This is a genomic window from Pedobacter sp. B4419 (assembly GCF_059693725.1).
Window position 1 is genome coordinate 369,029 of sequence record NZ_JCASSL010000001.1, and the last position, 15,262, is coordinate 384,290.

The following is a 15,262-nucleotide window of genomic DNA, read 5'->3' on the forward strand; positions in this document are numbered from 1 at the left end:
AGAGATAGTCAGCCATTCAATCATTCAAAATTCTCTCCTTCAAAATTAGAAAAGATGCAGTTGCAAGATTTATTATATGGTGTAGCAATTAAAAGCTTGGTAGGCAAACCCAATCAAGAAGTAGAAGCTTTAGCTTTTGATTCGAGGGCGGTAAAAGCCAATACCTTGTTCTTTGCCGTGAAGGGAACTGTGGTTGATGGGCACCAATACATTGCGCAAACTGTGGAGGCAGGCGCCACTGTGATTGTATGCGAAACTATTCCTGAAACATTGAATCAGCAGGTTACTTATGTAGAAGTAGAAAGCTCATCGGTTGCTTTAGGGATTATTGCTAGCAATTTTTATGGCAATCCATCTGCCCAATTAAAACTGGTAGGCGTTACAGGCACCAATGGTAAAACCACCATCGCTACCTTGCTTTATCAGTTATTTCGTTCATTAGGCTATAAAGTAGGATTGATTTCTACCGTTCAGAACCACATTAACGAAACTATTATTCCGGCAACACATACCACGCCTAATCCAATTGCCTTAAACAAGCTGTTGCAAGACATGGTAGAAGCCGATTGCGAATACTGTTTCATGGAAGTGAGTTCGCATGCTGTAGTACAGCATCGCATTGCGGGATTAACCTTTGCCGGTGGCATTTTCTCAAATATTACGCATGATCATTTAGATTTTCACCAAACTTTTGATAATTACCTCAAAGCGAAGAAAGAGTTTTTTGATGGCTTGCCAAAATCGGCCTTTGCCCTAACCAATGCCGATGATAAAAACGGAATGGTGATGTTGCAAAATACCAAGGCGCACAAGAAAACCTATGCCTTGAAACAAATGGCTGATTTTAAAGCCAAAATCATCGAAAACAAATTCAGCGGACTGAATTTGAACGTAGATGACATGGATGTTTATTTCAAGATGGTAGGTTCTTTCAATGCCTATAACCTATTGGCCGCTTATGCCACGGCGATCTTGTTAGAGCAGGATAAGCTTAAAGTATTAACCGTATTGAGCAGTTTGCAAGGAGCTGAAGGCCGTTTTGATTACATCGTATCTCAACAGGGAATTATCGGAATTGTAGATTACGCCCATACACCAGATGCAGTGCAGAACGTATTGAGCACTATTGCCAATATCAGAAAAGGAACAGAGCAGGTCATCACCGTAATTGGTTGTGGTGGCGATAGAGACCGTACCAAGCGCCCAATTATGGCGCAAGTGGCTTGCGATTGGAGCAATAAAGTGATTTTAACCTCGGATAATCCTCGCACAGAAGATCCTCAGGTCATTATTGCGGAGATGGAAAAAGGCATTTCGCCAACCAACCAGCGCAAAACCATGAGCATTACCGACAGAAAAGAAGCCATTAAAACCGCTTGCCATTTGGCCAAGCCTGGCGATATCATACTGGTAGCTGGAAAAGGACATGAGAAATACCAAGAAATTAATGGTGTAAGACATCATTTTGACGATAAAGAAGTATTAACCGAACAACTAAACCTCATTAACTAATGTTATATTTATTATTCGAATATCTGCATAAGCATTATGACTTTCCAGGGTTGAGGTTGTTCCAGTACCTTACGTTCAGGGCTTCGCTATCTATTATTTTGTCGTTGATTATTACCACGGTTTATGGCCGTAGGATTATTGATTTTTTACACCGTAAACAAGTTGGTGAAACCGTAAGAAATTTAGGTTTAGAAGGCCAGATGCAAAAACAAGGTACGCCAACCATGGGTGGAATCATGATTTTGCTAGGTATTTTGATCCCAACCTTGTTATTCGCCAATATTACCAACGTATATGTAATCTTAATGGTGGTTACTACCATTTGGATGGGTGCCATTGGTTTCCTCGACGATTATATCAAAGTATTTAAAAAGAACAAAGAAGGCTTGGCGGGCAAGTTCAAAGTGGTTGGCCAAATAGGTTTGGCAACAATTGTAGGTCTTACCATGTACTTCAGTCCAAATATTTTGGTCAGACAAACTGTTGACGAGGCCAACAAAACCACAAATGCGGCGCCAATGGTATTAAGGCAAAAAGGGGAAAGCTTTTACTATACGCAAGATGTAAAATCCACCAAAACCAATGTGCCTTTCTACAAAAATAACGAGTTTGATTACGCTAAAGTATTGAAGTTCTTGGGCAAGGATTACGAGAAATACGCATTGATCGTGTTTTTGTTCTTTGTGATTACCATTGTAACAGCTGTATCAAACGGTGCCAACCTGACTGATGGCATTGATGGACTGGCAACAGGTACTTCGGCCATAATCGGGATTACCTTGGGTATTTTGGCCTATGTATCAGGTAACACAGTGATTGCCGATTACCTCAATATCATGTATATCCCTAACTCTGGAGAGCTCATCATTTTTGCGGGCGCTTTTGTAGGGGCGTGTATTGGTTTCCTATGGTACAATTCTTATCCAGCCCAGATTTTTATGGGCGATACAGGCAGTTTGACCATTGGGGGCATCATCGCTGTATTTGCCATCATGATCCGCAAGGAATTGTTGATCCCAATTTTATGTGGAGTGTTCTTGGTTGAAGTTTTATCCGTTACGCTACAGGTAAGCTATTTCAAATACACCAAAAAACGCTTTGGCGAGGGCAGAAGGATTTTCCTGATGTCGCCTTTGCATCACCACTATCAGAAAAAAGGATACCACGAAGCTAAAATCGTAACCCGTTTTTGGATTGTGGGCATTATACTGGCGGTAATCACATTTGTAACCTTAAAACTACGCTAATGGAAGGAAAGAGATTAGTTGTTTTAGGCGCAGGAGAAAGCGGAGTAGGTGCAGCAATGCTGGCACAGAAGCATGGTTTTGATGTTTTTGTATCGGATTTTGGTGGCATTGCCGATCGCTATAAAACTGCCTTAAAAGAACTGAATGTTTCTTTCGAAGAGAACCAGCATACCAACGAATTGATTTTAAACGCAACAGAAGTAGTGAAAAGCCCTGGTATACCGGCTACTGCTCCTATTGTAAAAGCATTAAGGCAAAAAGGCATTCCGGTAGTTTCGGAAATCGAGTTTGCCAAAAGATATACAAAAGCTAAAACCGTATGCATTACGGGCTCCAATGGCAAATCGACTACTACCATGTTGACTTACCATATCCTGAAAAATGCAGGGCTAAACGTAGGCTTGGGTGGTAACATCGGACAGAGCTTTGCCGCACAGGTAGCTACCGAAGATGTTGACTGGTATGTGTTGGAGATTTCGAGCTTTATGCTGGATGATATGTTCGAGTTTAAGGCCGATATCGCGGTTTTGCTGAACATTACGCCAGACCATTTAGATCGCTACGATTACAAGCTAGATAATTATGCCGCTTCAAAGATGCGGATTGTACAGAACCAGAGCGACAAAGATGTATTCATCTATTGTGAAGACGACGAGGAAACTCAAAAAATATTAAAAAGAACCAAAATCAAGGCACGGCAATATCCTTTTTCTATCAGAAAGAAAGTAGAAAACGGCGCTTACCTCGAAAATAATACCATACATATCAACACACACTTAAACCAAGAACTAGCCATGTCAATTTCAGATTTAGCCTTACAAGGAAAGCACAACATTTACAACTCTATGGCATCTGGCATTGTGGCCAAGGTTTTAGAGCTGCGTAATGAGACCATTCGCGAAAGCATGGGCAATTTCAAGAACATCGAGCATCGCTTGGAGTTCGTGGCCAAAATTTCTGATGTTACCTACATCAACGATTCGAAGGCGACCAACGTAAATTCTACCTGGTATGCTTTAGAAAGTGTAGGAACACAGGTAGTGCTCATTATGGGTGGTGTTGATAAGGGCAACGACTACAGCATGCTTAAAGATTTGGTACGCAGCAAGGTAAAGGCGATCGTATGTATGGGCAAGGATAACAAGCGCATTCACGAAGCTTTTGAAGACGATGTTGACGTGATCGTTAACACTTTCTCAGCTGATGAAGCAGTTCAGGTGGCTTACCATTTGGCTAAAAAAGGCGATACCGTGTTGTTGTCGCCAGCCTGTGCAAGCTTTGATTTATTTAAAAATTACGAAGACAGGGGCAACCAGTTTAAGGCTGCCGTAAAAGAATTATAAAGATGTTTGACATTAAAGCACTTCTGGCAAGAACGAAAGGCGACAGGTGGATCTGGTTGATCATCATCATGTTGTCTATGATCTCTATTATGGTAGTGTATAGTGCTACGGGTACAATTGCTTACAACAAAGGGGTTAGTGTAGAAAGGTATTTGCTTTTTAAACACGTTATTTTTGTGCTTTTGGGGATTGTAATGATTTATGTCTCGCATTTATTGGATTATAAATATTACGCGGGAATCTCTAAAATATTGATGATCATCACTATCCCGTTGTTATTGTACACTTTGATTTTTGCTGGACAGATCAACGGTGCGGCCCGTTGGGTGCAGGTGCCAGTAATCGGATTAACGTTTCAGACCTCCGATTTGGCCAAACTTTCATTGATCACCTTTTTGGCTCGAATGCTGACTAAAAAGCAGGAAAATATTAAGAATGTAAAAGAATCCTTTCTTCCAATCATGGGTTCTGTAGTGATTGTTTTTGGTTTAATTGCCAAAGCAAATCTATCTACTGGATTAATGTTGTTTGGAGTAAGTATTTTATTGCTGATTGTAGGAAGGGTAAGTATTAAACAGATTGCGATAACCTGTGGGGCTGGCATAGTAATGATGGTTATATTGTTTTTTACAACAGAAAGGGCTAAAACATGGCATTCGCGTATAGATGCGTTTATGCACCCTGAACAACAGACCTCAGATAAGAATTTTCAGGCCAATCACTCTAAAATTGCTTTGGCTACGGGTGGCTTTTTTGGTAAAGGACCAGGAAACAGCACCGAACGTAATTTTCTGCCACATCCATATTCCGATTTTATTTTCGCCATTATTATTGAGGAATATGGAACTGTGGGCGGATTAGCTATCGCAGTACTTTACCTAGTGCTGCTTTATCGATGTGTGCGGATTGTGACGCGAAGTCCGAAGGCCTTTGGGGCCTTGCTGGCGGCGGGGCTGAGTTTCAGCCTCACTATTCAGGCTTTTGCCAACATGGCCGTAGCCGTTGGTCTGGGGCCGGTAACGGGTGTGCCTTTGCCATTGGTAAGTATGGGGGGTACGTCGATGATATTTACCAGTATTGCCTTTGGAATCATCCTGAGCGTGAGCAAAGATGTAGAAGAAAACAGTACACAAAAAGAAAAGAAAGTCATCATTGGAGAAATACCGGCGATGGCCTAAAAAAAGTTAAAAGTTGGAAGGTTTAAGGTTGTAATGTTAATGACTGAGCCTGAAATATAAGTAATACGCTGAGTGCCCTTTGTGCACTTTGCAGTTAAATAAAGAATATAACATGAATAATTTCCCAAAAATTATCATATCTGGAGGTGGCACAGGCGGGCATATATTCCCCGCCATTGCCATTGCCAATGCGCTCAAAAGCATTTCGCCCAATTGCGAGATCCTTTTTGTGGGGGCAGAGGGCAGGATGGAGATGGAGAAAGTTCCTGCTGCCGGATATAAAATTGTGGGTTTAAATATTAGTGGCATCAAGCGGGGGTCGATTTTAAAAAACCTTGCCCTGCCATTTAAAGTACTTTCTAGCGTGCGCAAGGCAATGAACCTCATTGCAGATTTTAAACCCGATGCCGTAGTTGGCGTTGGCGGTTATGCATCTGGTCCCTTGTTGTATGTTGCGAAACTGAAGAAAATACCATACCTCATTCAAGAACAAAATTCTTATGCGGGTATAACCAATAAATTGTTAGGCAAAGGCGCAGCAAAAATCTGTGTGGCTTTTGATGGGATGGAAGAGTTTTTTCCGGCCGATAAAATCCTGAAAACAGGAAATCCGGTAAGGAAAAATATTGTTGATATAGAAGGCAAACATCATGCAGGTGCAGAATTGTTAAAACTCGATCCCCTAAAGAAAACCATTTTGGTAACTGGCGGAAGTTTGGGTGCCGGAACATTGAACAAAAGCATAGAAAAGCATTTGCCCGAAATCATTGCAGCAGATGTGCAGGTGGTGTGGCAAACTGGTAAATTCTATTACAATGGAATTATAGAGCGCTTAACTGCAGCCTATCATCCAAATGTGTGCATTTTGGAATTTTTGAATAAAATGGATTTGGCTTATGCGGCAGCTGATGTCATTATCTCAAGGGCGGGTGCGGGAACGATCGCAGAACTTTGCCTGATTGAGAAACCGGTTATTTTGGTGCCATCGCCTAATGTGGCCGAAGATCACCAAACCAAAAATGCATTGGCTTTGGTAAAGAAAGACGCCGCGATTATGGTAAACGATCGCTCGGCTGAGGATACGTTAGTGGCCGAAGCATTGAAGCTATTGAAAGACAGCGTACGTTGCGAAACGTTGAGCGAAAATATTGGAAAAATGGGATTGCCCGAAGCAGACACGGTGATAGCTGAAGAGGTATTGAGATTAGCGGGGAAGTAGAAAGTGAAAAGTAGAAAGTAAAAAGTAGAGTTGGTTGCGCGAAAAACGAAATAACTAACCAACTCATAACTAACCAACAAAGAAAATGGAATTGGCAAATATAAATAGGGTGTATTTTGTGGGTATCGGCGGGATCGGTATGAGTGCACTTGCACGTTATTTTGCCAAACGTGGCGTGGTGGTTTGTGGCTATGATAAAACCCGTACCAATCTCACCATTGCCCTAGAACACGAGGGTATCCTGATTTCTTATCTCGACGAAGAATCGTCGGTATCGGTTTGTTTTCACGACAAGCATGACGATACGCTAATCGTGTATACGCCAGCCATACCAAAAGATTCGAATATCCTCCAGTACTTTAAAGCCAAAGGGTTTAGCTTGAAGAAACGCTCAGAAGTACTAGGTATCATCAGCGAAGGCATGTTCTGTGTAGCCGTGGCAGGTACGCATGGCAAAACCACTACCTCGTCTATGGTGGCGCATATCTTAACTGATACAGGCTTTGGCTGTACTGCATTTTTGGGTGGAATTACCACCAACTACAACAGCAACGTGCTTTTTGGCAAAAACAATGTGGTAGTGGTAGAGGCAGACGAATACGATCGTTCTTTCCTCACCTTGCATCCAGACATATCTGTAATTACTTCGATGGATGCCGACCATTTGGATATTTACGGTGATGAAAGCCACCTGCAGGAATCTTTTCGCCTGTTTGCGCAGCAATTGAAAGAAAACGGTAAGCTTTTTGTTAAAGACGGTTTGCCTTTAGAAGGCATTACCTATAGCGCAACAACAGATTCGGCAATCAGGGCAACAAATATCCGTGTAGAAAACGGAAACTTTGTGTTCGATTTCGAGGATGGCTATAATACCATTATAGACATCAGTTTGGCTATGCCGGGTAAACATAACGTAGAAAACGCAACGGTGGCAATCGGTGTGGCATTGAGCTTGGGTATTAGTCCAAAATCGGTAAAAAAAGCAGTTGGAACATTTAAAGGCGTAAAACGCAGGTTCGAAACCATTGTAAATACACCGGCGCATATTTATATAGATGATTATGCGCATCACCCTGAAGAGTTAAGGGCTTGCTTTGATGCCGTAAGGCAATTGCATCCCAACAAGAAGCTAACGGTAATGTTTCAACCCCATCTGTTTAGTCGCACACGCGATTTTGCCGATGAATTTGCAAAAGTTTTAAGCACTGCCGATGAAGTAATGCTCCTTGAAATTTATCCGGCACGGGAATTGCCAATTGCTGGAGTGAATTCGCAGTTATTGCTAGATAAAATCACCGCTCCGGTAAAAGAGATCTGTGGAAAAGATTTGGCGGTGCAACAGATAAAGAATAAAAAACCTGAACTACTTTTGACAGTAGGTGCAGGCGACATTGATACTTTGGTAGAACCATTAAAAAATGCCTTGAGCCATGCTTAGCAATATAAATTGGAAAGCGATATTTAAGGGGTTTGCCTGGCTAGTTTGCCTGGCAGGCGTGGTGGTGCTCATGAGTTTTATTACGATCAAAAAACGCGAGGTAAAATGCTCCAAAGTCGAAATATTGATCCCTGGCGCTGATAATTTCATCGAGCGAGAAGAGATAGACGCCATTTTAAAACTAGGACAAGGCCAGCTGGTAGGACGTAACCTCGAGCAGATCAATATCCACGATATAGAAGAAGCCCTAAAAGCCAATCCCTATATCGCATTTGCCAAGGTTTTTGTAGATATGGATGGGGTGTTGCAGGTAGCCATTAAACAACGCCAGCCTGTATTGAGAGTGCTGAATGCCGGTGGCCAGGATTATTATATTGACAGCAACGGCTTGAAAATGCCAATGTCGCCAAATTTTACGGCCAACGTTTTGGTGGCTTCTGGTAATATTTTAGAAGGATTTAGCGGCAAGGTAGATACTTTGCTCACTCCAATGGGTAAAGATCTGTACAAAACCGCATTGTACATGAAAAAAGATACGCTGTGGGATGCACAAGTTGAACAAATATTCGTAAACGATAAGAGCGACATCGAATTAGTGCCTCGGGTAGGCAACCAGCGGATTATTTTGGGCAATGCCGATTCGCTAGAAACCAAAATGAATAACCTGTTGGCATTTTACAAACAGGCTATGCCTACCGTAGGATGGAACGTGTATAAAACGATCAACCTTAAATATACCAATCAGATCGTATGTGAAAAATATGATTCGCTGGCGATCAAAAAGGCAAAACCTGTAGTAGCAGACAGTACAGTAACTGCAACTAGCAAAGCCAGCGATTCCCTGTTGAGAAATTCTATACAGGAAGAAATTAAAAAAGCCACGGCGGAAGAACAAACGGCAAAACCGGTTACGCCAAAGCCGACTGTGCCAAAACCAGTTGCAGCTGCAGCAAACAAACCTGCAACGGCAACTAAAGAAAAAGAGAAGCCGACAACAGAGAAAGCAAAAACAAGTACTGTGCCTGCCAAAATAAATACGGCAACAACAGCCAAAGAAAAGCCAAAGCAGGGCACAACAACAAAAGAGAAGACGGATACCAAGAAGAATAAATAAGTAAGTAAACTCAACAAAATCATATAGTTATGGGCAAAGATAAATCTACCATTCAATCTCCAATCGTAGTAGGATTAGATATTGGTACAACGAAAATTTGTGCTATTGTAGGACGCAGGACGCAGCACGATAAAATTGAGGTTTTGGGCATTGGCAAAGCCGAATCGGCGGGAGTTACCCGTGGTGTGGTTTCCAACATCCAAAAAACGGTACAGGGCATTGCCGCGGCTACAGAGTTGGCCAGCAGCCAATCGAATGTCGAAATCAGGGTGGTTAACGTGGGTATTGCGGGGCAGCACATCAAGAGTTTGCAGCATCGCGGTATTTTAACCCGCAGGGAACTGAACAGCGAAATCAGCAAAAAAGATATTGATAAGTTAATAGATGATATGTTCAAGCTGGTAATGCCCCCTGGCGAAGAGATTATCCATGTATTGCCTCAAGAGTTTACTATTGATAACGAACCGGGTATTAAAGATCCGATTGGTATGGCCGGCGTACGCCTAGAAGCCAATTTCCATATCATTTCAGGTCAGGTGACTGCCGTTAAAAATATCATGCGTTGCGTAACCAATGCAGGTTTGCAAACCCAAGAGCTTATTTTAGAGCCTTTGGCTTCCTCAGAGTCGGTGTTGAGCGACGAAGAGAAAGAAGCAGGCGTTTGCTTGGTAGATATTGGTGGCGGTACTACAGATATCGCTATTTTCCACGAAGGCATTATTCGCCACACGGCTGTAATCCCATTTGGGGGCAACAGCGTTACCGAAGACATCAGAGAAGGCTGTTCTGTAATGCGCAACCAGGCAGAGTTGTTAAAAACCCGCTTTGGCTCGGCATTGGCAGAAGAAAATAAAGAGAACGAAATCATTTGTGTACCTGGCCTACGTGGCAGGGAGCCTAAAGAAATTTCGGTAAAAAACTTGGCGTATGTAATCCAGGCCCGTATGGAAGAAATCGTTGAGCACGTTTACTATGAAATCAAATCTTCTGGCTACGAGAAAAAACTGATCGGTGGCGTAGTAATTACCGGTGGTGGCGCCTTGTTAAAGCACTTGAACCAATTGGTTGAGTATGTGACTGGTTTAGATTGCCGTGTGGGTTATCCTAACGAGCACTTGTCTAAATATGAAGAAATGCCAAAAACCATTTACGATGATTTGAAGAGCCCAATGTATGCAACCAGTGTGGGCTTGCTGATCAAAGGAATTCAAAAAGCAGAAGAATTATTAGAAGAAATGAAGCAGCCAGGCGTTTATGTAGAACAGCCGGTAACTAAAGAAAAAGCGAAGCGCAGTGGCGGCTTATTTGATAAATTGTTGAGGAAAACGACAGAATTTATCAAAGACGACATGAACGTGAGCGACGAAGATTACATTAAGCCGTAATATTTTTCCACAATTCGGGATTTTTCCACATAGTTAACAGTTGTGGAAAACGACTGTTAAAAAAGTGTTAATATTACAAAAGAGATGAACAGAGAATATAATTTTTTAAACAACTGATTCATAACGATATGAAGTTCGAAATGTTAAAAGATAAGTCATCAATTATCAAAGTTATTGGTGTTGGTGGCGGTGGAGGTAATGCGGTAAACCATATGTACCGTCAAGGAATTACGGGTGTAGACTTTATTATCTGTAACACCGATGCACAAGCTTTAGAATTTAGTCCAATCCCCAATAAAGTACAGTTAGGCTCTAGCCTGACAGAAGGTATGGGAGCTGGCTCTATTCCAGAAGTAGGCAAAAATTCGGCTATCGAAAACATAGACGACATCAAGGCCATGTTGGGCAGCACCACTAAAATGCTTTTCATTACTGCGGGTATGGGCGGTGGTACCGGAACAGGTGCCAGTCCGATTATTGCCCAAGCAGCTAAAGAACTCGATATCCTTACTGTAGCTATCATTACTACGCCTTTCGCCTTCGAAGGCAAGAGACGTAAAATGCAGGCAGACGATGGTTTGGACGAATTGAAAAAGTATGTAGATTCATATTTGGTGATCTCTAATGACAGGTTGCGCGAAATATTCGGCAACTTAACCTTAGGCTCGGCTTTTGCGCAGGCAGATGACATTTTAACTACCGCGGCCAAAGGAATTGCAGAGATCATTACGGTACCAGGCTATATCAACGTGGATTTTAAAGATGTGCGCACGGTGATGAAAGACAGTGGCGTATCTATCATGGGTAGCCATGCAGCCGAGGGCGAAAATCGCGCTTTGGCAGCTGTAGAAGGTGCTTTGGCCTCACCATTGTTAAAAGACAACGAAATTGAAGGTGCAAGATACATCTTATTGAATATCAGTTCTGGTGTGCGTGAAGTAACCATGGACGAAGTAACGATCATTACGGATTACATTCAGGATAAAGCAGGTTTATCTGCCGATTTGATCTGGGGTAACTGTATCGACGAAAACCTGGAAGACAAGCTTTCCGTAACTATTATTGCTACTGGTTTCCAAACTACAGAGCAAAGGGCTAAAGACAGACAGAACGTTAAAAAGATTTCTTTATTAACGCCTGAAGAAGCGCCTTTGGTAAGACCAGTTGAGCCTGTGAACTCTTTTATTGAGGCGAAACCTGCTCCAGTAAGCGATGAGCCAGTATTGAAAGTTCAGGACGAGCCTAAGCAATCTGATCTGTTTGGCGATTTGTTTAACATGAACAGACCAACCGTTACCAATGAAGTTGAAGATGTAACCATCATCCACCAATTGGTAGAAGAAGAAAAAGCGCCAGTGGCCGAAGCCCAGCCACAAGAGCCAGGCTTTGAATTTGAAGTAAAATTGGCGGAGACTGATTTTGTTTTCGAAACGCCGGTGGCTCAATTAGAGCAAGAAGAAATTGTTGCACCTGAGCCTATTGCACCAGAACCGGTAGTAGGAGCAGACGACGATAAAAATGATGACTCTATCGAAGAGCAGTTAAGAAAATCGAAAGAGAGAATCTTAAGGCTAAAAGATTTGAGCATGAAATTGCGTACCACTAATGGTTTGCAGGAACTGGAAAACGAACCTGCCTACAAACGCAAACAGATGCAATTGCAACAAATCCAACATTCGTCAGAATCGCAAGTATCGAGGTTTACCTTGAGCAATGACGAAGATGGAACGACTGAAATTAGGCCTAACAACTCTTTTCTACACGATAACGTTGACTAATAGACCAAAATCATAATAGATCGGCCTTAGCAAATAATTATTGCTAAGGCTTTTTTTTGCCTTTTAATTAGGCTTAACCCGTTGTTAAATAGGTATTTTAAGCGTAAATTTGCCGAATTATTAAAAACTCTATCACATTAAAATATATTACATTGGATATTTTTGAAAAAGTAGCGAAGCGGATGGGCCCAATCGGGCAACACCAGAAATGGTCTCACGGATATTTCTCTTTCCCAAAACTAGAAGGAGAAATTGCACCACATATGAATTTCAGGGGAAAAGAACATTTGGTTTGGAGCTTAAACAATTATTTAGGCTTGGCTAACCACCCAGAAGTAAGGAAAGCTGACGAGCAAGGTGCAACTGATTTTGGTATGGCCTACCCAATGGGAGCCCGTATGATGTCGGGAAACTCTAAATACCACGAACAATTAGAGCAGGAGTTAGCCGCGTTTGTGGGCAAGCCCGATGCTTTTTTGTTGAACTTTGGTTACCAAGGCATGGTATCAATTATCGATGCCTTATTAGATAGAAACGATGTTGTAGTTTATGATGGCGAATCTCATGCTTGTATCGTAGATGGCTTGAGGCTGCACATGGGTAAGCGTTTTGTTTACAAACACAATAATATTGAAGATGCCCGCAAACAATTAGAAAGAGCGAGCAAATTGGTTGAACAAACTGGTGGCGGTATTTTGGTAATTACCGAAGGCGTTTTCGGCATGTCGGGCGCACAAGGCAAACTAAAAGAATTGATCGATTTGAAAAAAGAGTTCAATTTCCGTTTGCTCATCGACGATGCGCATGGTTTTGGCACCATGGGAGAGACCGGCGCAGGTACACACGAAGCCCAAAATTGTATTGATGGAGTAGATGTTTACTTTGCAACCTTCGCCAAATCTATGGCGGGTATCGGTGCATTTGTGGCTTCTACAGAAGAATTGACCAACTATTTCAGGTATAACATGCGTTCTCAAACATTTGCCAAAGCATTGCCAATGCCAATGGTAATTGGTTTGTTGAAACGTTTAGAGCTGTTAAAAAACAACCCGGAGCTGAGAGAGAAGCTATGGAAGGTAGCTACAACCTTGCAGCAAGGCTTGAAGGATCGTGGTTTCGATATTGGCGTGACCAATACGGTAGTTACTCCGGTGTTTTTAAAAGGTGAGCTATTAGAAGCCACTGCTTTAACTATGGATTTGCGCGAAAACTACGGAATTTTCTGTTCAATCGTGGTTTATCCGGTAATACCCAAAGGGATGATCGAGCTGAGGCTGATCCCAACAGCCGTACATACGATGGAAGATGTACAAAGAACCTTGGATGCCTTTAGCGAGGTAGCTGAAAAGCTGAAAAAAGGCTACTATAAAGAAAATAAGTTCTCGGCAACTGAATAAAAACAAAAAATGCCCTCAATGCACATTAGAGGGCATTTTTTTTACATATTTATTTAATTATCTGTGAATCAATGCGATAGCTATTTTTAAGGACTGTGGCTTTGTTCATAACCCTTCGAAATGTGGAAAAAAACCGCTCTGAAAGCCTTTTTTTATTGTTGCAAAAGTTTTTTTATTAGAATAAACATCTTACTTTAGTAAGAGAGTATTAATCAAAACCTTAAAAAAAACTAAAAGGAGTAATTTAAAAATGAAAAAATTTAACGAAGTAAAAGCACTAGTTGCAGCTTTAGAAGCTGATGCTGACAAATTCTACAACAAATCTAACAGTGCTGCTGGTACTCGTGTACGTAAAGGTATGCAAGATCTTAAAAACTTAGCTCAAAGCATTCGTTTAGAGATCCAAGACACTAAAAACAAAGCTTAATTTTAAGCATTTGTCGAAAAGGAAAAGCGCCCATAACCAAGGCGCTTTTTTTGTGCAATAACTTTTCAAATAGCAGCAATGACCCAGGTGCGATAGCGGGACCGGTTTTAACCTCTGTTGGTCGGGATGTGCCATCTCGACCTTGGCAGCTGCGGATTTGCAATCTGCGAAAATAGTTGTAGTTATTATCTACTGCTTGGTGATACACCAACCAGGACCATACTGTAAGGTCCTATCATAAAAAAAAGAGAAGCTCCTTATGAAGAAACTTCTCTTTTTTCATGGTTCGATTGTTGGCCGAGACGTCAACAATTTAGGCTAAACTAAGTAAGTTTTCTACCTGTTGTGCAAGGCTTTTATTTAGCCCATCTGTAGCTCTAACCAATGGCAGGCGCACATCGTCGCCACAGATGTTTAACTGTTTTAAAACTGCTTTAACACCAGCAGGATTGCCTTCTGCAAACATTAGTCTGGTGATTTCCAACAAGCTCAAGTGGATGGGCAAAGCTGCTTTGTAATCGCCCTGCAAGGCTAGTCTGGTCATGCTCGACAATTGTTGAGGCAAGGCATTTCCCACTACAGAGATTACGCCTACTGCTCCGATCGAAATCATAGGTAAGGCGATAGGGTCGTCTCCAGAAATCAAAAGAAAATCTGCAGGCTTATCGCGCATGATCTGGTTGAACTGGTCAAAACTGCCTGATGCCTCTTTGGTTGCTATGATGTTTTTAAAATCGTGAGCCAGCCTACAAGTGGTTTCAGGACTCATATTGCTTCCCGTACGGCCAGGTACATTGTAGAGCATGATTGGCAATGCGCTGAGCTCGCTCAAATATTTGTAGTGCTGATAAATGCCTTCTTGTGTCGGTTTGTTATAGTAAGGACTTACCGAAAGTACGGCACTGTATTGGTTGTTTTCAAAAGATTTAATGGCTTCGGCTATGGTCTGCGTATCGTTGCCACCAATGCCTGCGACCAGTGGCAAACGGCCATCGTTAATTTCAGCGGTAAAATCCCACACCTTCTTCTTCTCGTCCTTGCTCAATGTGGCTGTTTCGCCTGTTGTACCTAATGATACAAGGTAGTCTATACCTCCATCAACCAAGTGATTGATCAGTTTTTTTAAACCCTGATAATCAACCGTTCCGTCTGTGTTAAAAGGTGTAACCAAGGCCACACCAGTTCCGTGAAATTTGTTCATTATTTAATTAGTATAAAAGTATT

12 protein-coding genes are annotated in these 15,262 nt (G+C 41.9%); 11 read left to right on the forward strand and 1 reads right to left on the reverse strand.

The genetic code is table 11. From position 1 onward, the window contains the following. Window positions 1–54 precede the first annotated feature (54 nt). From AC570H_RS01455 to AC570H_RS01505, 11 genes are all read left to right on the forward strand, one after another. Complete coding sequence (locus AC570H_RS01455; RefSeq protein WP_497350963.1) at window positions 55–1,512, forward strand: UDP-N-acetylmuramoyl-L-alanyl-D-glutamate--2,6-diaminopimelate ligase; 1,458 nt, start codon at window positions 55–57, stop codon at window positions 1,510–1,512. Continuing rightward, window positions 1,512–2,759, forward strand: a complete 1,248-nt coding sequence (gene mraY, locus AC570H_RS01460; RefSeq protein WP_497350965.1) for a phospho-N-acetylmuramoyl-pentapeptide-transferase — start codon at window positions 1,512–1,514, stop codon at window positions 2,757–2,759. Before AC570H_RS01455 ends, mraY begins: the two co-directional genes overlap by 1 nt. Then, window positions 2,759–4,102: a UDP-N-acetylmuramoyl-L-alanine--D-glutamate ligase gene (gene murD, locus AC570H_RS01465; RefSeq protein ID WP_497350967.1), complete on the forward strand. Its 1,344-nt coding sequence runs from the start codon at window positions 2,759–2,761 to the stop codon at window positions 4,100–4,102. Before mraY ends, murD begins: the two co-directional genes overlap by 1 nt. A gap of 2 nt (window positions 4,103–4,104) precedes the next feature. Further along, window positions 4,105–5,280, forward strand: coding sequence for an FtsW/RodA/SpoVE family cell cycle protein (locus AC570H_RS01470; RefSeq protein WP_497350969.1), 1,176 nt, complete (start codon window positions 4,105–4,107; stop codon window positions 5,278–5,280). Window positions 5,281–5,392: 112 nt separating this feature from the next. After that, the gene (gene murG, locus AC570H_RS01475) at window positions 5,393–6,499 is read left to right on the forward strand and encodes an undecaprenyldiphospho-muramoylpentapeptide beta-N-acetylglucosaminyltransferase (RefSeq protein WP_497350971.1); all 1,107 of its coding nucleotides are present in this window, start codon (window positions 5,393–5,395) and stop codon (window positions 6,497–6,499) included. Window positions 6,500–6,584: 85 nt separating this feature from the next. Continuing rightward, window positions 6,585–7,937 carry a UDP-N-acetylmuramate--L-alanine ligase gene (gene murC, locus AC570H_RS01480; protein WP_497350973.1) on the forward strand — a complete coding sequence of 451 codons (1,353 nt, stop codon included), beginning with the start codon at window positions 6,585–6,587 and terminating at the stop codon, window positions 7,935–7,937. Then, window positions 7,930–9,051 carry a cell division protein FtsQ/DivIB gene (locus AC570H_RS01485; protein ID WP_497350975.1) on the forward strand — a complete coding sequence of 374 codons (1,122 nt, stop codon included), beginning with the start codon at window positions 7,930–7,932 and terminating at the stop codon, window positions 9,049–9,051. Before murC ends, AC570H_RS01485 begins: the two co-directional genes overlap by 8 nt. Window positions 9,052–9,080: 29 nt before the next feature. Beyond that, window positions 9,081–10,436: a cell division protein FtsA gene (gene ftsA, locus AC570H_RS01490; protein WP_497350977.1), complete on the forward strand. Its 1,356-nt coding sequence runs from the start codon at window positions 9,081–9,083 to the stop codon at window positions 10,434–10,436. Between the two features lie 128 nt (window positions 10,437–10,564). After that, window positions 10,565–12,214 carry a cell division protein FtsZ gene (ftsZ, locus tag AC570H_RS01495; RefSeq protein WP_497350979.1) on the forward strand — a complete coding sequence of 550 codons (1,650 nt, stop codon included), beginning with the start codon at window positions 10,565–10,567 and terminating at the stop codon, window positions 12,212–12,214. A 152-nt stretch (window positions 12,215–12,366) separates the two neighbouring features. Beyond that, complete coding sequence (locus AC570H_RS01500) at window positions 12,367–13,611, forward strand: aminotransferase class I/II-fold pyridoxal phosphate-dependent enzyme (protein WP_497350981.1); 1,245 nt, start codon at window positions 12,367–12,369, stop codon at window positions 13,609–13,611. Window positions 13,612–13,861: 250 nt separating this feature from the next. Then, window positions 13,862–14,038: a BF3379 family histone-like protein gene (locus AC570H_RS01505; protein ID WP_497350983.1), complete on the forward strand. Its 177-nt coding sequence runs from the start codon at window positions 13,862–13,864 to the stop codon at window positions 14,036–14,038. A 313-nt stretch (window positions 14,039–14,351) separates the two neighbouring features. Here the strand turns inward: AC570H_RS01505 and dapA are convergent, their stop codons facing one another. Continuing rightward, window positions 14,352–15,239 carry a 4-hydroxy-tetrahydrodipicolinate synthase gene (dapA, locus tag AC570H_RS01510; RefSeq protein ID WP_497350985.1) on the reverse strand — a complete coding sequence of 296 codons (888 nt, stop codon included), beginning with the start codon at window positions 15,237–15,239 and terminating at the stop codon, window positions 14,352–14,354. Window positions 15,240–15,262 lie beyond the last annotated feature (23 nt).